At 65.5% G+C, this 19103-nt stretch carries 18 protein-coding genes; all 18 read right to left on the bottom strand.

Annotated features, from left to right (window positions below):
- Positions 1–23: 23 nt before the first annotated feature.
- A complete protein-coding gene (trpA, locus tag PNO31109_RS08160; RefSeq protein ID WP_150555093.1) occupies positions 24–848 on the bottom strand; it encodes a tryptophan synthase subunit alpha in 825 nt (274 codons plus the stop codon).
- Positions 802–1635, bottom strand: coding sequence for a DNA-methyltransferase (locus PNO31109_RS08155; protein WP_150555154.1), 834 nt, complete (start codon positions 1633–1635; stop codon positions 802–804). The genes trpA and PNO31109_RS08155 overlap by 47 nt, the downstream gene beginning before the upstream one ends.
- 164 nt (positions 1636–1799) lie before the next feature.
- Positions 1800–3002, bottom strand: a complete 1203-nt coding sequence (gene trpB / locus PNO31109_RS08150) for a tryptophan synthase subunit beta (RefSeq protein WP_150555092.1) — start codon at positions 3000–3002, stop codon at positions 1800–1802.
- Between the two features lie 60 nt (positions 3003–3062).
- Positions 3063–3728 (bottom strand): phosphoribosylanthranilate isomerase, encoded by a 666-nt coding sequence (locus PNO31109_RS08145; RefSeq protein WP_150555091.1) that lies wholly within the window; start codon positions 3726–3728, stop codon positions 3063–3065.
- Entirely contained in the window at positions 3725–4525 is an 801-nt protein-coding gene (gene truA / locus PNO31109_RS08140) for a tRNA pseudouridine(38-40) synthase TruA (RefSeq protein ID WP_150555090.1), read from the bottom strand. Before truA ends, PNO31109_RS08145 begins: the two co-directional genes overlap by 4 nt.
- 124 nt (positions 4526–4649) lie before the next feature.
- Positions 4650–7868: a motility hub landmark protein FimV gene (locus PNO31109_RS08135; RefSeq protein WP_150555089.1), complete on the bottom strand. Its 3219-nt coding sequence runs from the start codon at positions 7866–7868 to the stop codon at positions 4650–4652.
- 136 nt (positions 7869–8004) lie between these two features.
- Complete coding sequence (gene asd / locus PNO31109_RS08130; RefSeq protein ID WP_150555088.1) at positions 8005–9135, bottom strand: aspartate-semialdehyde dehydrogenase; 1131 nt, start codon at positions 9133–9135, stop codon at positions 8005–8007.
- A gap of 59 nt (positions 9136–9194) precedes the next feature.
- Positions 9195–10262 carry a 3-isopropylmalate dehydrogenase gene (gene leuB / locus PNO31109_RS08125; protein ID WP_150555087.1) on the bottom strand — a complete coding sequence of 356 codons (1068 nt, stop codon included), beginning with the start codon at positions 10260–10262 and terminating at the stop codon, positions 9195–9197.
- A 23-nt stretch (positions 10263–10285) separates the two neighbouring features.
- Positions 10286–10936: a 3-isopropylmalate dehydratase small subunit gene (gene leuD / locus PNO31109_RS08120; protein ID WP_150555086.1), complete on the bottom strand. Its 651-nt coding sequence runs from the start codon at positions 10934–10936 to the stop codon at positions 10286–10288.
- Between the two features lie 118 nt (positions 10937–11054).
- Positions 11055–11183, bottom strand: a complete 129-nt coding sequence (locus PNO31109_RS08115; protein WP_010807368.1) for an entericidin A/B family lipoprotein — start codon at positions 11181–11183, stop codon at positions 11055–11057.
- Positions 11184–11238: 55 nt separating this feature from the next.
- Positions 11239–12648: a 3-isopropylmalate dehydratase large subunit gene (gene leuC, locus PNO31109_RS08110; protein WP_150555085.1), complete on the bottom strand. Its 1410-nt coding sequence runs from the start codon at positions 12646–12648 to the stop codon at positions 11239–11241.
- 278 nt (positions 12649–12926) lie between these two features.
- The gene (gltA, locus tag PNO31109_RS08105; RefSeq protein ID WP_150555084.1) at positions 12927–14228 is read right to left on the bottom strand and encodes a citrate synthase; all 1302 of its coding nucleotides are present in this window, start codon (positions 14226–14228) and stop codon (positions 12927–12929) included.
- A 29-nt stretch (positions 14229–14257) separates the two neighbouring features.
- Entirely contained in the window at positions 14258–14530 is a 273-nt protein-coding gene (locus PNO31109_RS08100) for an FAD assembly factor SdhE (protein WP_150555083.1), read from the bottom strand.
- A gap of 10 nt (positions 14531–14540) precedes the next feature.
- Positions 14541–15245: a succinate dehydrogenase iron-sulfur subunit gene (locus tag PNO31109_RS08095; protein ID WP_039410294.1), complete on the bottom strand. Its 705-nt coding sequence runs from the start codon at positions 15243–15245 to the stop codon at positions 14541–14543.
- Between the two features lie 12 nt (positions 15246–15257).
- A complete protein-coding gene (sdhA, locus tag PNO31109_RS08090; RefSeq protein WP_150555082.1) occupies positions 15258–17033 on the bottom strand; it encodes a succinate dehydrogenase flavoprotein subunit in 1776 nt (591 codons plus the stop codon).
- A 3-nt stretch (positions 17034–17036) separates the two neighbouring features.
- The gene (gene sdhD / locus PNO31109_RS08085) at positions 17037–17402 is read right to left on the bottom strand and encodes a succinate dehydrogenase, hydrophobic membrane anchor protein (RefSeq protein ID WP_039410290.1); all 366 of its coding nucleotides are present in this window, start codon (positions 17400–17402) and stop codon (positions 17037–17039) included.
- A complete protein-coding gene (sdhC, locus tag PNO31109_RS08080; RefSeq protein WP_150555081.1) occupies positions 17403–17816 on the bottom strand; it encodes a succinate dehydrogenase, cytochrome b556 subunit in 414 nt (137 codons plus the stop codon).
- A gap of 189 nt (positions 17817–18005) precedes the next feature.
- Entirely contained in the window at positions 18006–18848 is an 843-nt protein-coding gene (locus PNO31109_RS08075; protein WP_150555080.1) for a GntR family transcriptional regulator, read from the bottom strand.
- Positions 18849–19103: the final 255 nt, after the last annotated feature.

Here is a 19103-nt window from a genome sequence, read left to right as displayed (position 1 = left end):
GACGCGAACGTTTGGACGCGAATTTACGCGGATTTGACGCCCTCGTCGAGCGCCTGGCGGATGCCGCCGATGAATTCAGCCAGCGATTTTACCGCGTTCTGGCCTTCGAGATCACGCGGCGTGTTCTCGAGCCGCTGCACGATGGCGCTGCCGATGACCACGGCGTCGGCCACCGACGCGATGGCGCGCGCCGTCTCGGCGTCCCGAATGCCGAAGCCCACGCCGACGGGCAGCGCCGCCGCGGCCTTGATTTCGGGGATTCTCGCGGCCACGCTGGCCAGGTCCAGGCTCGCCGCCCCGGTCACGCCCTTGAGCGAGACGTAATACAGGTAGCCGCTCGCCTGGCGGGCGACGGCCGCAATGCGCGCCTCGGTCGACGTGGGTGCGAGCAGGAAGATCGGATCCATGCCCTGCGCGCGCATGGCGCGGGCGTAGCCCTCCGCCTCCTCGGGCGGATAGTCGACGACCAGCACGCCGTCCACGCCAGCCCTGGCGGCGCGCTCGGCGAAGGCCTCGAGCCCCATCGCCTCGATCGGGTTGGCGTAGCCCATGAGCACGACCGGCGTGCGGTCGTTGGTCTGGCGAAACGCCGCCACGTAGCCGAGCACCTCGGCCAGGCTCACGCCGCGGGCCAGGGCGCGCTCGGAGGCACGCTGGATGACCGGGCCGTCGGCCATCGGATCGGAGAACGGCACGCCGAGCTCGATGACGTCGGCGCCGTTGTCGGCGAGCGCATGCATGAGCCTGACCGTCCAGCCCGGCTCGGGATCGCCCGCGGTGATGAACGGAATGAGGCCCTTCTTACCCTGCGCTTGCAAGGCTTGGAACGTCGCTTGAATGCGGGACATGATCGGAAAGTCTCTGAAGTCGTTGGTTGGCGAGCGCGTGGTAGTGCGCGTTGAGCTCGAAGCCGACGAAACGCCGGCCGTGCAGCGCGCAGGCCACGGCCGTCGTGCCGCTGCCCATGAACGGGTCGAGCACGAGTCCGCCGGGCGGGCAACTGGCGAGCACCATGCGCTCGATGATATGCAGCGGTTTCTGCGTCGGATGATCGACGCGTTCGGGGTCTTGCCGGTGCAATCGCGAGATCGACCACAGATCCTTGGGGTTGTACCCCAGCTCCAGCCACTTGCTGCCTTCGAAGATACGGCGCGAGCGCGCCTTCTTCGTGGCGGCGTCATACGGCACGCGCACGGCGTCGAGATCGAAGTAGTAGTCCTTCGAGACCGCGAAAAAGCCGATGTTGTCGTGCACCGACGAGAACCGCCGCGTGCTCCCGCCCATGCTGGGCACGCGGCGATCCCAGATGATCTCGTTGATCATCAGCAGGCGCTGCTTGAGGAACACGAACAGCTCGGGCGCGTATTGCCACGTGCAGAACAGGTACAGCGAGCCGCGCGGCGCGAGTTTCGGGATCGCCGCTTCGAGCCAGCCATACGTCCAGCCGAGGAAGTCCTCGCCGGAGCGCTTGTCGGAGTCGTTGCCGTAGTCCTTGCCGAGCCCATACGGCGGGTCGGCAAGGATCAGGTCGACGCTGCCGTCTTCCAGTTCGTGCACGTGCTGCAGGAAGTCCGCATGACGCAACGTGATGTCGCCCGGCGCCCACCGCGCGCGCAACTCGCCGGCCGCTTCCATGGCCTCGAGTCGTGCGGCGGCGGCTTCGGTGGCGTCCACGGGACGCTCGGTCCCGAGGACGTCATTTTGTGCCTTGCGATCGCTCAGATCGGTCATGCTGGTTCTGGTTACCTTTGTCGGATCGATGGAGTCTCGCCTCGCCGGTCATGCGCGGCGTTGCGCCCTCATGCGCCCTCGGGCGCGGGGTTGGCCAGCGCCATCACGGTGTGCATGTCCTTGTCGCCGCGCCCCGAGAGGTTGACCAGCACGATCCGGTCGCTCGGCAGCGTCGGCGCAAGCTTGCACGCATAGGCAAGCGCATGGCTCGACTCCAGTGCGGGAATAATGCCCTCGATCCGGCAGCAATCGTGGAACGCCCTGAGGGCCTCGGTGTCGGTGATGCCAACGTACTCTGCGCGTTTGATGTCGTGCAGCCACGCGTGCTCCGGCCCCACACCCGGATAATCCAGCCCCGCCGAGATGGAGTGCGTCTCGGTGATCTGGCCGTTGGCGTCCTGCAGCAGATACGTGCGGTTGCCGTGCAGCACCCCCGGCGTGCCGCCGATGATCGACGCCGCATGGCGGCCGGTCTCGATGCCGTCGCCCGCGGCTTCCACGCCGATCAGCTTGACGTCCGGCACGTCGATGTACGGGTAGAAGATGCCCATCGCGTTCGAGCCGCCGCCCACGCAGGCGAGCACGTAGTCAGGCTGGCGGCCGGCGAGCTCGGGCATCTGCACCTTGCACTCCTCGCCGATCACGCTCTGGAAGTCGCGCACGAGCATCGGATACGGATGCGGGCCGGCCACCGTGCCGATGATGTAGAACGTGCTCTCCACGTTGGTCACCCAGTCGCGCATGGCTTCGTTGAGCGCGTCCTTGAGCGTCTTCGAACCGGATTCCACGGGAACGACGGTCGCGCCCAGCAACTGCATGCGATAGACGTTGGCGGCCTGCCGCTTGACGTCTTCCGCGCCCATGTAGACCACGCACTCCATGCCGAAGCGCGCAGCAATGGTGGCGCTCGCCACGCCGTGCTGCCCCGCGCCCGTCTCGGCGATCACACGGCGCTTGCCCATGCGACGCGCGAGCAGCGCCTGGCCGATCACGTTGTTCACCTTGTGCGCGCCCGTGTGGTTCAGGTCCTCGCGCTTGAGGTACACCTGCGCGCCGCCCAGCTCGCGGCTCCAGCGCTTGGCGTGATAGATCGGCGACGGACGGCCGACGTAGTGCTTCAGTTCGTAATGAAATTCTTCGAGGAAGGCCGGATCGTGCTGGTATTTGGCATACGCGTCGCGCAATTCGTCGAGCGCGTGAATCAGCGTCTCGGCCACAAAGACACCGCCATACGGGCCGAAATGGCCGCGGGCGTCAGGCAATTCGTACATGGTCGTCACTCTTCGCGGTACCGGTGGCGGGCCCTGGCGGCCGCCGCACCGGCGGGTTGCTCATTCGGCGTCCGCGGCACGCACTGCGTGCACGAACGCCGTCATGCGGGCGGGATCCTTCACGCCCCGCGACGCCTCCACGCCGCTCGACACGTCGACGGCGTATGGCGTCACCTGCCGGATGGCATCAGCAACGTTGTGTGCGTTCAAGCCACCACTCAAAACGGCCCGACGCGCGATGTCTTTTGGAATAAGTGACCAATCGAAAACCTTTCCTCCACCGCCGTAACCCTCGACCAGGGCATCGAGCAAGAGGCCTTGCGCGACGGTGTATGCGTTGGCGAATTGTAGCAAATCGCCGCTGTCTTTCGTCTCGGGGCCGATACGCATGGCGCGCAGGTACGGACGGTGTCCGGCCGCCGCCGCGAGCGCCGCGCACTGCCCCGGCGTCTCGTCGCCGTGGAACTGCAAGCTCGTGAGGGGCACGGCCTCGACCGTGCGGGCGATCTCGCCGGCCGTCGCGTTGACGAACAGTCCGACCACGCTCACGTATGGCGGGACGCGGCGGGCGAGTTCGGCCGCGCGCGCGAGATCGACGAAACGGGGACTGGGCGGATAGAACACGAGGCCGATGGCGTCCACGCCGAGCGCGACGGCGTGATCGACGTCGGCCGGCTGCGACAGGCCGCAGATCTTGATTCGGGTACGAGTGTTGAGGGATTTCATGCACTGCCCCACGGCATCGGAAACGGCCACGCGGCCCAGTTGGGCTCGGGCACCGCGAAACGATCAGGATACCCCACGCGAGCCAGATACAGGCCGTCGGGCATGAACGTCGGCGCGGCGTGGCGTCGGTCGCGGCTCGCGAGCACGTCCGCCATCCAGCTCGCGGGCTGGCGTCCCCGGCCGATCGCCACGAGGCACCCCATGATGTTGCGCACCATATGGTGGAGGAAGGCGCTCGCGCGAAAGCGGAACACGAAGAAATGCCCCTGCTGCCCGATGTCGATCGCGTACAGGTGCTTCACGGGCGTCTTGGCCTGGCATTCGGACGAGCGGAACGCCGAGAAGTCATGCTCGCCGACGAGCGTCCGGCTCGCGGTGCGCATCGCGTCGAGATCGAGCGGCGTGTGCAGCCAGCCGCAACGGCCGTCGAGCAGCGGCGAGCGCACGGGGTGGACGTACAGCACGTAGAAATAGGTGCGCTCGAAGGCGGCAAAGCGGGCATGGAAATCCTCCGGCATCGCCTGCGCCCATTGCACGGCGACGGTCTTGGGCAGAAATGCGTTGACGCCGCGCACCCACGAAAACATGGCGCGATCGAGCTCGGTGTCGAAATGCACGACCTGGCCGATGCCATGCACGCCGGTGTCGGTGCGCCCGGCGACGGTCGTCGCCAACGCCACGCCGCCGAACTCGCGCAGCGCGGCCTCGAGCGCCTGCTGCACGGTGTTGCCGTGCGGCTGCGATTGCCAGCCGGAGAACGCCGTGCCGTCGTAGTGAATGCCCAGTGCGATTCGCATATGCGCCAAAACGTGATGCGCGCCCCGCGGCGCGCCTGCGGTAAAAGAAAAACGGGCGCCCAACCTACGGGCGCCCCAAACTACGGTCAATCTGTGTGGTCTTCGCCGTTGCCTCGCGCGGGCGTCACTTGCCCAGCTCGGCGAGCCGCGCCCGCGCGACCGACTGCTGCGCGGCGTCGCCGCCGGCGATCACTTCTTCGAGCAGCTCGCGGGCGCCGTCGTCGTCGCCGATGCTCTGGTACGCCATCGCCAGCTCCAGCTTCGTATGGAACTCGTCGGGCACCTGCGGCTCTCCCGACGCCGTCGCGACGGCATGCGGCACGATCGGATCAGCGCCAGTGGGCGTGGCAGACGCGGCAGCCGGCGCGAGCTCGGGCGCTTGCGGCGCGGCCGGCGTTCCGGCATACGGCGTGTCCGGCGCCGCGAGCGTCTCGTGCTCGACCCGCGCTTGCTCGCCCATTGCGGACGGCAAGGTCGACAAGACCGGCGCGTCGTCGCCCTTCAGATCGAGACTGAAGTCCGACAGATCGAACGACATCGGCTTGAGCGACGGCGCTTCGTGCATTCCGTGAACTTCGTGCGCCTGGTCCGCATAGCTGCCGCGCGAGCCCTGCGAGGCGGCGCGCGCCTGCGCCATCGCCGCGTCGAAATCGGCATCGCTCAGTTCACCGTCGAACTCGGCAGCGTCGGCCTCGGCGGCGGCTTGCTCATGCGCCGGCGAACCCAGCGGCGCCATCTTGAACTGCACGGAACCGAGACCCTGCGTCAACGAGGGCAAGGCGTCGCTCGAAATCGTGCCGACGTGCGCCGGCTGGCCCGGAATCGACAGATCCAGATCGCCCAGCATGCCGGCCACGCCGCCTTCGGGGACTGCGTCGGCTGCGATCGCCCCCGGCATCGAGGCGGAGCGGGCGGATGGCGTGGATGGGATGGATTCGGGCGCCTCGTCCACTTCGTTCGCTTCGTTCGCTTCGCCCGCTTCGTTCGCGCCCTCGGGGTGTGGCGCCGCGGCCGCCGCAGTACCGGCGACTGTCGCCGCGCCGCCTGCCGCCGCGCCGCCTGCCGCCCCTGCGACACTCAAGGCTTCCAATGACGACAATGTTGCGTCGACCGGATCGTCATGCGGCGTGGGCGCTTCGCCCGCCTGCTCCGCAAAGGCGGCATCCCAGTCGATCTCCGGCTCGCCAGCGGCCTGCACGGCGCTTTCCGGCCCAACGGCCAGCGGCTCGCCGGCGACCGGCTCTGCGGCCGTTTGCAATGCTTCGTGCACGCTTTCGCCCAGGGGCTCCCCCGACGTCTCGGCGCGCGCGGTGTCGGCCGGTTCGTCGCGCGAATGCTCCTGTTCGGCGCCCCACTCGCCCGGCGCGCCGGCGTCTGCCGCCACCGGGCCGGGCGGGGTCTCGTCGAGCGCCGCCACGCCATGCGCGTCAGCCGGCTCGGCCCACGTGTCGTCGGCGGGCGGATGCAGATGTTCGTCCGCCTCAGCCTGGTTTGCGGCATACAGCGCGGCGGCACCCGCAGCACCCGCAGCACCTGCCGCACCTGCCGCAGCCACCGCACCGGCTGGCGCGGCACCGCGCGAGGACGTGGCTTCCTGGGCCGCGTCGTGCGGTGCGCCGACGCGCTCGCGTTCGTCGTGGCTGTCGGGGCCGCCGTGGCCGCCGTGGCCGCCCCGATCATCGCGGCCGTCGTCATACGGTCCAGGCTGGCCGGCTGGCGTCGCAGCGCGCCCCCGGCGCATGAGCCACCACAGGCCGAGCAGCACCGCCAGCGCGCCGGCGCCCGGCAAGAGGTACGGATTCTCACGGACCGCGCGCCAGCTCATGCCGGCGTTCGCGGCGGGCTGGGCGTCGGCCGCCGGGGCGCTGGCGGCGGCCTCGGCCTTCGCTGCGGAAGCCGCCGCGCCGGGTTGCGACGCCCCTGCTTCGGCCACCGGCGACGAAGCCGTCGCGTCCGAAGCGGCGGACGCCGTCGCGGCGCTCGCGCCGACATCGGCAGCATTGGCGGCAGCGGCGGTATCACGCGCGCCGGCGCCCTGCCCCGCGTTCTTCGCACCGGCGGCGGCAGCGGCTGCTGTCGCCTTCCCATCGGCCGATTTCGCGGTCTTGTCCTGCGTGCTCGCTCCGGAAGCGGTGGCGGCCTGCTCCTCCAGACTGGCGACGGCCTGGTTCTTCATCGCCAACAGCTTCTGGAGATCTGCTACGTTCTTTTGCAACTCGTTCACCCTGCCCTGGGCTTCGGCCTGTGCCTTGCCCTGGGCGATCTGTTCTTCTTCGCTGCCGCTTGCGCGTCCGGACGCACCGGCCGCGCCGCCCTTGCCGGGTCGCGACAGCTTCAATTCATCGCGCGTGGCGGGGGCGGCGGCTTCCGGCGCCTTGCCCGCTTCGATCGCGCCCTGTGCACTGCGGCCACCGGCCGGCGCCTGCTGCGCCGCCGAATCGGCCAGCCGCGCGCGATACGCGTCAAACTGCTCGCGTGCCGCGGCCACGAATTTGCGGGCCTGCGCGGGAGGAATGCTCTGCACCTGATCGTCGGCGGGACGGTTGAGCGTCGCCCCCTTGCGCAAACGATTCGGATCGTTCCCGATGAACGCGGAGCGGTTTGCCTCGAACAAGGCCGTCATCATCTGCGCGAGCGTCGTGCCGCCCTCACCGCCCGTGAATTCGCGGGCGATCGACGACAGCGACTCGCCTGCGCCAACCGTGCGCGCGCCGTCGGGCGACGCCGCAACAGCGGCGGAAGACCCCGCCGGGGCGTGCGCGGACGCGGCGGCGCCGGCAGAGGCGGGGGCTGGCCGGGAGGCAGACGGGGAAGCAGGCGACGAAGACGCCGCCGCCGGCGTCGCGGCAGCGGCAGCGGCAGGCACGACGGCCTGCGGCTGCGCGGCGCTCGCTTCGGGAATCGCCGAGAGCGTGACCGCGCTGGACTGACGGCCGGTGCGCCATTCGAGCACGAGCAACAGGTCGAGGAACGACGTACTCACCGGCTCGGCCGAGTCGACATGCACGAGGTACGTACCGCTATATCCGGGCTCGCGCCCGCCCGTGGGCGAGACGGACACGGAGAGCTTCTCGAGCGTGGGGTCGTAGCGCAGGCCGACCTGCCGGAACGCCTCGCGCGGGGCGAGTTTGACGGACAGACCGTCGGCTTCCGCCTGCGACACGTTGCCCAGCACGATCACCGCGCGCAGTGGCTGGCCCGGCCCCGAACGCACCTGTTGCGGCCCGAATTCGGCGGCCCCTGCATTCAGAAGCCCGAGACTCCACAGAACAGCCGCCGCCGCACTCAGGCGAAACGAATTGCGGGACGAATTTGCGCGCTTGCCGATCGAGTATTTCCGCACTGTGTCTTGTCTAGCCTGTCAGTCGTTTGTCGTTGGCGCCCTCACCGGAAAGACGGCGAAAAGGACTGCCTCCCAAAGCGCGGACGGCGGCCTCGCGGGCCGCCGTTCTTCACGCCTTACCGATGCGCTGCGACGCTCAAGCGTCGAGCAGGATCCGCAGCATGCGACGCAGCGGTTCCGCCGCGCCCCACAACAGTTGATCACCCACCGTGAATGCCGACAGGTACTCCGGACCCATCGACATCTTGCGCAGGCGACCCACCGGGATCGTCATCGTGCCGGTCACGGCCGCAGGCGTCAAATCGGTCATCGACGCCTCGCGCGTGTTCGGCACCACCTTCACCCAGTCGTTGGCCTGGCCGATGATGTCGGTCAGTTCGTCTAACGGCACGTCCTTCGTCAGCTTGATGGTCAGCGCCTGGCTATGGCAGCGCATGGCGCCGATACGCACGCACAGACCGTCCACCGGAATCGCGCGCGTGCCCGGGAAGCCGTCGCCCAGCCCCAGAATCTTGTTGGTCTCGGCGCCGCCCTTCCATTCTTCCTTCGACTGGCCATTGCCCAGGTCCTTGTCGATCCACGGAATCAGGTTGCCGCCGAGCGGCACGCCGAACTGCTTCGTTTCTTCGGCGGTAAGGGCGTGTTGCTTGGCCAGCACCTTGCGGTCGATTTCGAGAATGGCCGAATGCGGATCGTCCAGCAGCGCCTTCACTTCGGCGTTGATGCTGCCGAACTGCGTGAGCAGCTCGCGCATGTGTTGCGCGCCGCCGCCCGAGGCCGCCTGATACGTCATCGACGTAAGCCAGTCCACCAGGCCATGCTGGAACAGGCCGCCCAGGCCCATCAGCATGCAGCTTACCGTGCAGTTGCCGCCGATGAAGTTCTTCGTGCCCTTCACGAGCGAATTCTTGATCACGTCGAGGTTGACCGGATCGAGCACGATGATGGCATCGTCCTTCATGCGCAGCGTGGAAGCCGCATCGATCCAGTAGCCGTTCCAGCCCGCGGCGCGCAGCTTCGGGAAGATCTCGGTTGTGTAGTCACCGCCCTGGCAGGTAATGATGATGTCGCATTTTTTCAGCTCGTTGACATCATTGGCGTCTTTCAGCGAAGTTTCGTTCTTCGCCATCGACGGGGCTTTGCCGCCCGCGTTGCTGGTGCTGAAAAACACCGGCTCGATCAAGGCGAAGTCGTTCTCCTGCTGCATGCGCTGCATCAGGACCGAACCGACCATGCCCCGCCAACCTACCAGACCTACGGTTTTCATTTATCCACTCTCTTATCGTTGCAATTGCGCCGGGGGCGTCTCACGACGCCCCGTCGGCTCTATAGCGCGGCAACCACCGCCGCGCCCATTTCGCGCGTACCGACCTTGGTCGCGCCTTCCTGCCAGATGTCGGGCGTGCGCAAGCCCTGCGCCAGCACCTTCTTCACCGCGTTCTCCACGCGCTCGGCCTGTTCGGCACGGCCCAGCGTGTAGCGCAGCATCATGGCCGCCGACAGAATCGTGGCCAACGGATTGGCCACGCCCTTGCCGGCGATGTCGGGGGCCGAACCATGCGACGGCTCGTACAGCCCCTTGTTGTTGGCGTCCAGCGACGCCGACGGCAGCATGCCGATCGAGCCCGTGAGCATCGCGGCCTCGTCCGACAGGATATCGCCGAACATGTTGCCAGTCACCACCACGTCGAAGTTCTTCGGCGCCTTGACCAACTGCATCGCGGCGTTGTCGACGTACATGTGCGAGAGTTCGACGTCCGGATACTGCTTCGCGACCTCGATCATCGTGTCGCGCCACAGTTGCGACGTCTCGAGCACATTAGCCTTGTCCACCGAGCACAAACGCTTGCCGCGCTTGGCCGCCGCCTGGAACGCCACGTGGGCGATGCGCTCCACTTCCGGCACGCTATAGCGCATGGTATCAAAACCTTCGCGCGCGCCTTCGAAAGCGCCGTCCGGCGACTGACGAAAGCCCTTGGGCTGGCCGAAGTAGATGTCGCCGTTGAGCTCGCGAATGATCAGGATGTCGAGCCCTGCCACGATCTCCGGCTTCAGGCTCGAAGCATCGGCCAGTTCCTTGTACAGGATGGCCGGGCGGAAGTTGGCGAAGAGCTGCAGGTGCTTGCGCAGCCCCAGGATGGCCTGCTCGGGGCGCAGCGCGCGCTCGAGCGAATCGTACTTCCAGTCGCCCACGGCGCCGAACAGGATGGCGTCGGCCTCCTTGGCGAGCTTGAGCGTGGCGTCCGGCAGCGGATGGCCCGCGGCCTCGTAGCCCGCGCCGCCCACGGGCGCCTCTTCCAGTTCGAATTTCTCGTCGAGCGCGTTGAGCACATTGACGGCTTGCGCCACGATTTCCGGACCAATGCCGTCACCCGGCAACACTGCGATTTTCATGCGATCTCCTTGGATGCTCGGGTTCAGCCCGGCAAGCGCGTTGCGAGCCACGGCTGCTTGGCGAGCCGCTCGGCCTCGTAGGCGCGAATCTTGTCGGCGTGACGCAGGGTCAGGCCGATGTCGTCGAAGCCGTTGAGCAGGCAGTACTTGCGGAACGGCGCGATGTCGAATTCGTAGGCGCGGCCGTCGGCGGCGATGACCGCCTGCTTGTCGAGGTCGATGGTCAGCTGATAGCCGTTGAACGCGGCCGTCTCGTTGAACAGATGATCAACCTGCATTTCGGACAGCGCGATTGGCAGCAGCCCGTTCTTGTAGCAGTTATTGAAGAAGATGTCGGCAAAGCTCGGCGCAATGACGGCACGGAAACCGTATTGCTGGAGCGCCCACGGGGCGTGCTCGCGCGAGCTGCCGCACCCGAAGTTCTTGCGCGCGAGCAGGATCGTCGCGCCCTGGTAGCGCGGCTGGTTGAGCACGAAGTTCGGGTTGAGCGGGCGCGTGCTGCAATCCTGGCCCGGCTGGCCCACGTCCAGATAACGCCACTCGTCGAACAGGTTCGGGCCGAAACCCGTGCGCTTGATCGACTTCAGGAATTGCTTCGGGATGATCGCATCGGTATCGACGTTCTCGCGGTCGAGCGGCGCCACCAACCCCGTATGGACGGTAAATTTTTCCATCACAAACCACCTGATCAAAACAGTTCGGCGGCAGGCCCGCCCCTTTGGGGCACGGCCTTCGACGCCGGAAATTTCGTGGGTGCGCGGCGCGAATCGCCTCGCGCCGCGCACCGTCGCATCACTTCTTCGCCGCGTTCTCGAGCGCGGAGCCTGCCGCCTGCGTGTCCTTGCCCAGACCCGCCATCGTGTTGCAGCCCGCCACGCCCAGCACCAGCACCGCACCGATCAGCATCCACAGTTTCTTCATGGTGTTCTCTCTTTTATAGAAAGCGTCAAACGACGGATAAATCGATGCGTCGGCGTCAGACGAGGCGCCGCACGTCGACGAAGTGGCCTTCGATCGCGGCCGCCGCAGCCATCGCGGGGCTCACCAGATGCGTGCGCCCACCCGCGCCCTGACGGCCTTCGAAGTTGCGGTTCGACGTCGAGGCACAGCGCTCGCCCGGCTCCAGACGGTCGGCGTTCATCGCCAGGCACATCGAGCAGCCAGGCTCGCGCCACTCGAAACCGGCAGCCTTGAACACCTTGTCGAGCCCTTCTTCCTCGGCCTGCTGCTTGACCAGACCCGAGCCCGGCACGACCATCGCCAGACGCACGTTCGACGCCACGCGGCGGCCCAGCTTCTTCACTACGTAGGCAGCGGCGCGAATGTCCTCGATGCGCGAGTTCGTGCATGAACCGATGAACACCTTGTCGACGTTGATGCTCGACATCGGCGTGTCCGGGGCGAGCGCCATGTACTCGAGCGCGCGTTCCATGGCGCTGCGCTTGACCGGGTCCTTCTCCTTCTCGGGATCGGGCACGCGGTCCTCGATGCTCACCACCATTTCCGGCGACGTGCCCCAGCTGACCTGCGGGCGCAGCGTGCTCGCGTCGATTTCCACGACGTGATCGAAGTGCGCGCCGGCGTCCGAGTGGAACGTGCGCCAGTAGGCCTCGGCCTGCTGGAATTCCACGCCCGTCGGCGCGAAGGGGCGGCCCTTCACGTAGTTGATCGTGGTGTCGTCCACGGCCACCAGCCCCGCACGTGCGCCGGCCTCGATCGCCATGTTGCACACCGTCATGCGGCCTTCCATCGTGAGCGAGCGGATCGCCGAGCCGGCGAATTCGATCGTGTACCCCGTGCCGCCGGCCGTGCCGATCTTGCCGATGACGGCGAGCACGATGTCCTTGGCCGAACAGCCGCGCGGCAACGTGCCCTCGACCTTCACGAGCATGTTCTTGCTCTTCTTCATGAGCAGCGTCTGGGTGGCGAGCGTGTGCTCGACTTCGGACGTGCCGATGCCGAACGCGAGCGCGCCGAACGCGCCATGCGTGGACGTGTGCGAGTCGCCGCACACCACCGTCATGCCAGGCAGCGTGGCGCCCTGCTCCGGGCCGATCACGTGCACGATGCCCTGACGCACGTCGTTCATCTTGAATTGGGTAATGCCGTAGCTGTCGCAGTTGCTGTCCAGGGTGTCGACCTGCAGACGCGAAACCGGATCGGCAATACCTTGCGTGCGGTCCGTTGTCGGCACGTTGTGGTCCGACACGGCCAGGTTGGCCGACAGACGCCAGACCGGACGCTGCGCGAGTTTTAGCCCCTCAAACGCCTGCGGACTGGTCACCTCGTGCAACAGGTGACGGTCGATGTAGAGCAACGTGGTGCCATCGTCCTCGGTATGCACGACATGTGCATCCCACAATTTGTCATACAGCGTCTTGGCCATGATAAAAACGCGGGGCTAAATATCGTTCTGGGAACCGAAATCGTTCCGGAACTTTTGATTATGCCATAGCGCTTTCGCGCCGGCGGAATACGAAATCCCCGGAAAACCGGGCGGTAGGCGCACGATCAACCGGGGATTTGTGCGAATCACGGCAGCTCGTGCCGTGGCTTCGAATATAGCGCAACGAGGGCTCGTTGCGGGTCGCACCGCCTTGCCGTTTCGGCAAGGTTGCGGTGCCGGCACGGCAAGCGGGGGCCGTGCCGGACGCGTCGGGAAGCTTAGCGCTTCTCGATCGGCGTGACGTCGCGCGGCGTGTGGCCGATGAAGAGCTGGCGCGGACGACCGATCTTCTGGTCCGGCTCGCCGATCATCTCGTTCCACTGCGCGATCCAGCCCACGGTGCGGGCCAGCGCAAAGATGCAGGTAAACATCGAGGTCGGGATGCCCAGTGCGCGCTGGACGATGCCCGAGTAGAAGTCGACGTTCGGGTACAGCTTGCGCGACACGAAGTACTCGTCTTCCAGGGCGATCTTCTCGAGCTGCATGGCCAGCTTGAACAGCGGGTCGTCGTGCAGGCCCAGTTCGTTGAGCACTTCGTAGCACGTCTCGCGCATGAGCTTGGCGCGCGGGTCGTAGTTCTTGTACACGCGGTGGCCGAAGCCCATGAGCTTCACGCCCGAATTCTTGTCCTTCACCTGCTTGATGAACTCGGGGATCTTCTCCGGCGAGCCGATCTGCTCGAGCATGTTCAGCGCGGCTTCGTTCGCACCGCCGTGCGCCGGGCCCCACAGACAGGCGATACCGGCAGCGATACACGCGAACGGGTTCGCGCCCGAGGAGCCGGCCAGACGCACGGTCGAGGTCGACGCGTTCTGCTCGTGGTCGGCGTGCAGGATCAGGATACGGTCGAGCGCGCGCACCAGCACGTCGTTGACCTTGTACTCTTCGCACGGGTTGGCGAACATCATGCGCATGAAGTTCGCGGTGTACGACAGGTCGTTGCGCGGATACACGAACGGCTGACCGATGCTGTACTTGTACGCCATGGCGACGAGCGTCGGCAGCTTGGCGATCAGGCGAATCGCCGAAACTTCGCGGTGATTCGGGTTATTGATATCCAGCGAGTCGTGGTAGAACGCCGACAGGGCACCGACCGAGCCGGTCAGCACGGCCATCGGGTGCGCGTCGCGGCGGAAACCGCGGAAGAAGAAGTTCATCTGCTCGTGAACCATCGTGTGACGGGTCACGGTTTGCACGAACTCGTCCTTTTGCTGCGCGTTCGGCAGCTCGCCCTTGAGCAGCAGGTACGAGGCTTCGAGGAAGTCGCAGTGAGTCGCCAGTTGCTCGATCGGGTAGCCGCGGTACAGCAGCTCGCCCTTGTCGCCATCGATGTAGGTGATGGCCGAGTTGCACGACGCCGTCGACATGAAGCCCGGGTCATACGTGAATTTGCCGGTCTGGCCGTACAGCTTGCGGATGTCAATTACATCCGGGCCCATCGTTCCCTTGTAAATCGGCAGTTCGACGCTCGGCGAACCGTCAGAGAAAGATAGGGTGGCTTTATCATCAGACGGAGTCATATCGCTTCCTCAAAAAAATACTTAAACCCCTACACGGCACGCAAAAGCGCCAGCAGGCGCCGCACGTCCGGCCCGTCCAGATCCGCCTCGGGCTCTTTACGCGCTAGCAGCAGATCCATCAAATCGTTGTCGCTCAAGTCGAGCAGTTTCGTGAGGGCGCCCACGTCCTCGTCGGTCAGCGAAGCTTCGTACCGGGCAAAGAACCGCTCGAGGATGAGGTCGTTTTCCAGCAAACCGCGACGTGCCCGCCAGCGCAGGCGGGCACGTTTGACCGGATCGGACTGGTGAGTGTTATCCGGCATGATCGTTCCGTCAGACGGCGCGACGCACCATCAACTCCTTGATCTTGCCGATGGCCTTCGTCGGGTTCAGCCCCTTCGGGCACACGTCCACGCAGTTCATGATCGTGTGGCAGCGGAACAGGCGATACGGGTCTTCCAGATTGTCCAGACGCTCGTTGGTCGCCGTGTCTCGGCTGTCCGCGATGAAGCGATAGGCCTGCAGCAGACCGGCCGGGCCGACGAACTTGTCCGGGTTCCACCAGAAGCTCGGGCACGAGGTCGAGCACGATGCGCACAGAATACACTCGTACAGACCGTCGAGCTCGTCACGCTGCTCGGGCGACTGCAGACGCTCCTTCTCAGGCGCCGGCTCGGGGTTGATCAGGTACGGCTTGATCGAGTGGTACTGGTTGAAGAAGTGCGTCATGTCGACGATCAGATCGCGAATGACGGGCAGCCCCGGCAGCGGACGCAGCACGATCTTGTTCGGCAGATCGTTCATGTTGGTCAGGCAGGCCAGACCGTTCTTGCCGTTGATGTTCATCGCGTCCGAGCCGCACACGCCTTCGCGGCACGAGCGGCGAAAAGCGATGCCTTCGTCGATCTTCTTGAGCTTGACCAGGGCGTCGAGCAGCATGCGCTCGTGACCGTCGAGCTCGACCTCGTAGGTCTGCATGTACGGCGCGGCGTCCTTGTCCGGATCGTAGCGATAAATTTCGAAAATGCGTTTCATGATCTTGCGAATCCCTTAGAAGGTCCGCGCCTTGGGCGGGACCGAGTCGACGGTCAGCGGCTTCATCTGCACCGGCTTGTATTCCAGACGGTTGCCTTCGCTGAAGAACAGCGAGTGGCGCATCCAGTTCGCGTCGTCGCGCTCCGGATAATCGCGATGAGCGTGAGCACCGCGGCTTTCCTTGCGGGCTTCGGCTGCGATCATGGTGGCCTTCGCCACTTCGATCAGGTTGTCGACTTCCAGCGCTTCCATGCGCGCCGTATTGAATACCTTCGACTTGTCCTTGAGGTGGACGTGCGACACGCGCTCGGCCACTTGCTTGATCTGCTCCACGCCTTCCTTGAGCAGCTCCGAGGTACGGAACACGCCGGCGTGCGACTGCATCGTCTTGCGGATGTCGTTGGCGATATCCTGAGCGTACTCGCCCGAGGTCGACGCTTCCAGGCGAGCCAGGCGCGCCAGTGCGTTTTCACCGGCGTCGGCCGGCAGCGGCTTGTGCTCGCCGTGGTTCTTCACGAAGTCGACGATGTGGTTGCCGGCCGCGCGGCCGAACACCACCAGGTCGAGCAGCGAGTTCGTGCCCAGACGGTTCGCGCCGTGGACCGACACGCACGAGCATTCGCCCACGGCATAGAAACCGTTGACCGGCGTCGACGCACCGTTCTTCTCGACGACGACCTGGCCGTGGTAGTTCGTTGGAATACCGCCCATCTGGTAATGGATGGTCGGCACGACCGGAATCGGCTCCTTGATCGCGTCGACGTTGGCGAACTTCAGTGCGATTTCGCGAATCGACGGCAGGCGCTTCATGATCGTCTCGGCACCGATGTGCGAGAGGTCGAGCAGCACGTAGTCGCCGTTCGGGCCGCAGCCCCGGCCTTCCTTGATTTCCTGGTCCATCGAGCGCGACACGAAGTCACGCGGCGCCAGATCCTTGAGCGTCGGGGCGTAGCGCTCCATGAAACGCTCGCCGTTCGAGTTGCGCAGAATGCCGCCCTCGCCGCGCACACCTTCGGTGATCAGCACGCCCGCGCCGGCCACGCCGGTCGGGTGGAATTGCCAGAATTCCATGTCCTCGAGCGGAATGCCCGCACGCGCGGCCATGCCCAGACCGTCACCGGTGTTGATGAACGCGTTGGTCGATGCGGCGTACACGCGGCCGGCGCCGCCAGTGGCGAACAGCGTGCACTTGCCTTCGAGCAGATAGACTTCGCCGGTCTCCAGTTCCAGCGCCGACACGCCGAGGACATCGCCCTCTTCGTTGCGGATCAGATCGAGCGCCATCCACTCCACGAAGAAGTGGGTCTTGGCCGCCACGTTCTGCTGATACAGCGTGTGCAGCAGCGCGTGACCGGTACGATCGGCCGCCGCGCAGGCGCGCTGGACCGGCTTCTCGCCGTAGTTGGCCGTATGGCCGCCGAACGGGCGCTGATAGATCGTGCCGTCCGGGTTACGGTCGAACGGCATGCCGAAGTGCTCCAGCTCGTAGACGGCGTTGGGCGCCTGGCGGCACATGAACTCGATCGCGTCCTGGTCGCCGAGCCAGTCGGAGCCCTTGATCGTGTCGTAGAAGTGGTAATGCCAGTTGTCCTCGCTCATGTTGCCGAGCGAAGCGCCAATGCCGCCCTGCGCGGCCACGGTATGCGAACGGGTGGGGAACACCTTGGACAGCACGGCCACCGACAGACCGGCCTTGGCCAGTTGCAGCGACGCGCGCATGCCCGAACCGCCTGCGCCCACGATGACAACGTCAAAGCGGCGGCGCGGCAGCGAATTTTTAATTGCAGCCATTCTTTACACTCTCCACAGAATCTGCGCGGCGTAGCCAGCACAACCCAGCAGCCAGACGATCGTCAGCGCGTACAGCGCCAGTCGCAGGCCGACCGGCTTGACGTAGTCCATCCAGACGTCACGCACGCCAACCCACGCGTGATAGAACAGCGCGAGCAGCGTGACGAACGTGGCCAGCTTCATCCACTGATGCGAGAAAATGCCGGCCCAGCCTTCGTAGGAGAAATCCTTGGCGGTGAAGAACCACACGAGAAGGATCACGGTGTACACGGCCATGATGACCGCGGTCATGCGTTGCGCAATCCAGTCGCGCAGGCCATAGTGGGCGCCGACGACGAGGCGCTTCGAACCGATGTTGTTCTGTGCCATTTAGAACGCTCCGAACAGCTTGAGGGCGACGGCCAGCGTCAGCACCAGCGACACGACCAGCACGAGCACCGCGGAGTTCTTGCCCGCTTCCTTGTTCACGGCGTCGTGGTTGAAGTCCATGCGCAGATGGCGCAGACCGGCGCAGAAGTGCTGCAGGAAGCCCCATGCGAGCGCCAGGATGACGAGCTTGACAAACCAGTTGGAGGCGATGCTTCGCAGAACGTCGAAGCTGAGTTCCGACGTGAGGCTCTGTTCGAACAGGTAAAGTGCGAACGGCAACAGAAGGAACAAGATCACACCGCTAATACGGTGCAGGATGGAAACGATACCAGCCGGCGGGAGACGGTACGTGACAATCTGTCCGATACCGATATTCCTGTAGACTGGCCGCTCTTTTTTTACCACTTCAGCCATGCTAGACCCCATGTAGTTACATCAGCCCCGGATTTTAGCGCCGATTCTAGTGCGATGCACCATGCCGGTTCCAAACCTCCGGAAAATCCTGCTGACGGCGCACGTCACGCCGCCGCCCCAACTGCCTCCGACTCGCAGGCGCTCGCCGGCCACGACACCGGCTCACCCCTGGCAAGTCGCCCTGCCCTCTCAACTCAGTTCGTTCTGGTAATGATGTTCCGTGGTGACGTACCAGCCCCGGCGCACTTCCACCGGCTTGTCTCCATAAGTGAAGGAGACGCGCTCCACGCTCAGCAGCGGGAAACCCTTCGGCACCTTGAGCAGATCCGCGGTCATGTCGTCCGCGGCCACGGCGCGGACTTTTTCCACGGCGCGGATCATGCGCGTGCCGAATTCATCTTCGAACAGGCCGTACATCGGCCCCTTGTATTCATTCAGCTTCTCCGCCGTCAGGCCGCGAAACAGCGCCCCGGGCAGCCAGATTTCGTCGAGCACCGTCGGACGGTCCGAGAAATCCATCATGCGGCGAATCAGAATCACGCCGTCGCCCGCGCGCAGCTCGAGCTGACGCGCGATTTCGGCCGGCGCTCGCATGCGGCGGCACTCGATCAGGCGGCTGGGCGGGTGATGGGGTTCGCCCGAATCGGGCGCAAGGCGCAGGAACCGGAACTGCACCCGGTCCTCGTGATGGGTCGCGACGAAGGTGCCGCGCCCCTGACGGCGCACGAGCAGATTCTCTGCGGCCAGCTCGTCGATGGCTTTGCGCACCGTTCCCTGGCTTACCTTGTAGCGCGAGGCCAGATCGACTTCACTGGGGATGATCTCGCCAGGCTTCCATTCGCCGGCTTGCAGGCTCTGCGTGATGAGCCCCTTGATCTGCTGGTACAGCGGGCTGAAGGTCGGCGACGCTCCCGCCGCGCCCGCACCCTGCGCGGCCGCGGCGGCCGGTGCGGTGTCGCGCGCGCTGTCCGGTCGCTGCTGGGCATCGACAGGCGGCGTAGGGTTGGATGTGTCGCGAACGTTCGCATTCATGGCGAGGATTTGACCACAAATCAAGACCTTCGTCCATCGAATAACAGCAATAATCCTATGTCTTATATAAGACATAAGATAGAGTTGACATTCGTTGTGGCGACTCCTACACTGACGCGGGCTAACAGGGGCCTGCCGCCGCAGCACGGCTATCTTATAAGAGAGTCCGGTGCTTCGCACTCGTCGATGGCGGCCTACCCGCAGCCCGCAAGCTTCCGTAGGTCAAGGAATTTTAGAAGCTTCATGTGACGCGGC

It is taken from the genome of Pandoraea nosoerga, from assembly GCF_902459585.1.
GTDB lineage: Bacteria > Pseudomonadota > Gammaproteobacteria > Burkholderiales > Burkholderiaceae > Pandoraea > Pandoraea nosoerga.
The sequence above is the reverse complement of the archived record's forward strand: the minus strand, read 5'-3'. Positions and strand labels throughout refer to the sequence as shown.

Bases quoted from the DNA above. Each gene is read 5' to 3' on its own strand.
- PNO31109_RS08100 (WP_150555083.1), bottom strand. From the start codon at position 14,530: ATGCCGGATAACACTCACCAGTCCGATCCGGTCAAACGTGCCCGCCTG.
- trpA (WP_150555093.1), bottom strand. From the start codon at position 848: ATGTCCCGCATTCAAGCGACGTTCCAAGCCTTGCAAGCGCAGGGTAAG.
- leuC (WP_150555085.1), bottom strand. From the start codon at position 12,648: ATGGCCAAGACGCTGTATGACAAATTGTGGGATGCACATGTCGTGCAT.
- trpB (WP_150555092.1), bottom strand. From the start codon at position 3,002: ATGTACGAATTGCCTGACGCCCGCGGCCATTTCGGCCCGTATGGCGGT.
- leuD (WP_150555086.1), bottom strand. From the start codon at position 10,936: ATGGAAAAATTTACCGTCCATACGGGGTTGGTGGCGCCGCTCGACCGC.
- sdhC (WP_150555081.1), bottom strand. From the start codon at position 17,816: ATGGCTGAAGTGGTAAAAAAAGAGCGGCCAGTCTACAGGAATATCGGT.
- PNO31109_RS08115 (WP_010807368.1), bottom strand. From the start codon at position 11,183: ATGAAGAAACTGTGGATGCTGATCGGTGCGGTGCTGGTGCTGGGCGTG.
- leuB (WP_150555087.1), bottom strand. From the start codon at position 10,262: ATGAAAATCGCAGTGTTGCCGGGTGACGGCATTGGTCCGGAAATCGTG.
- PNO31109_RS08155 (WP_150555154.1), bottom strand. From the start codon at position 1,635: ATGGAAGCGGCCGGCGAGTTGCGCGCGCGGTGGGCGCCGGGCGACATC.
- asd (WP_150555088.1), bottom strand. From the start codon at position 9,135: ATGAAAACCGTAGGTCTGGTAGGTTGGCGGGGCATGGTCGGTTCGGTC.
- sdhD (WP_039410290.1), bottom strand. From the start codon at position 17,402: ATGGCACAGAACAACATCGGTTCGAAGCGCCTCGTCGTCGGCGCCCAC.
- PNO31109_RS08145 (WP_150555091.1), bottom strand. From the start codon at position 3,728: ATGAAATCCCTCAACACTCGTACCCGAATCAAGATCTGCGGCCTGTCG.
- PNO31109_RS08075 (WP_150555080.1), bottom strand. From the start codon at position 18,848: ATGAATGCGAACGTTCGCGACACATCCAACCCTACGCCGCCTGTCGAT.
- gltA (WP_150555084.1), bottom strand. From the start codon at position 14,228: ATGACTCCGTCTGATGATAAAGCCACCCTATCTTTCTCTGACGGTTCG.
- truA (WP_150555090.1), bottom strand. From the start codon at position 4,525: ATGCGAATCGCACTGGGCATTCACTACGACGGCACGGCGTTCTCCGGC.
- sdhA (WP_150555082.1), bottom strand. From the start codon at position 17,033: ATGGCTGCAATTAAAAATTCGCTGCCGCGCCGCCGCTTTGACGTTGTC.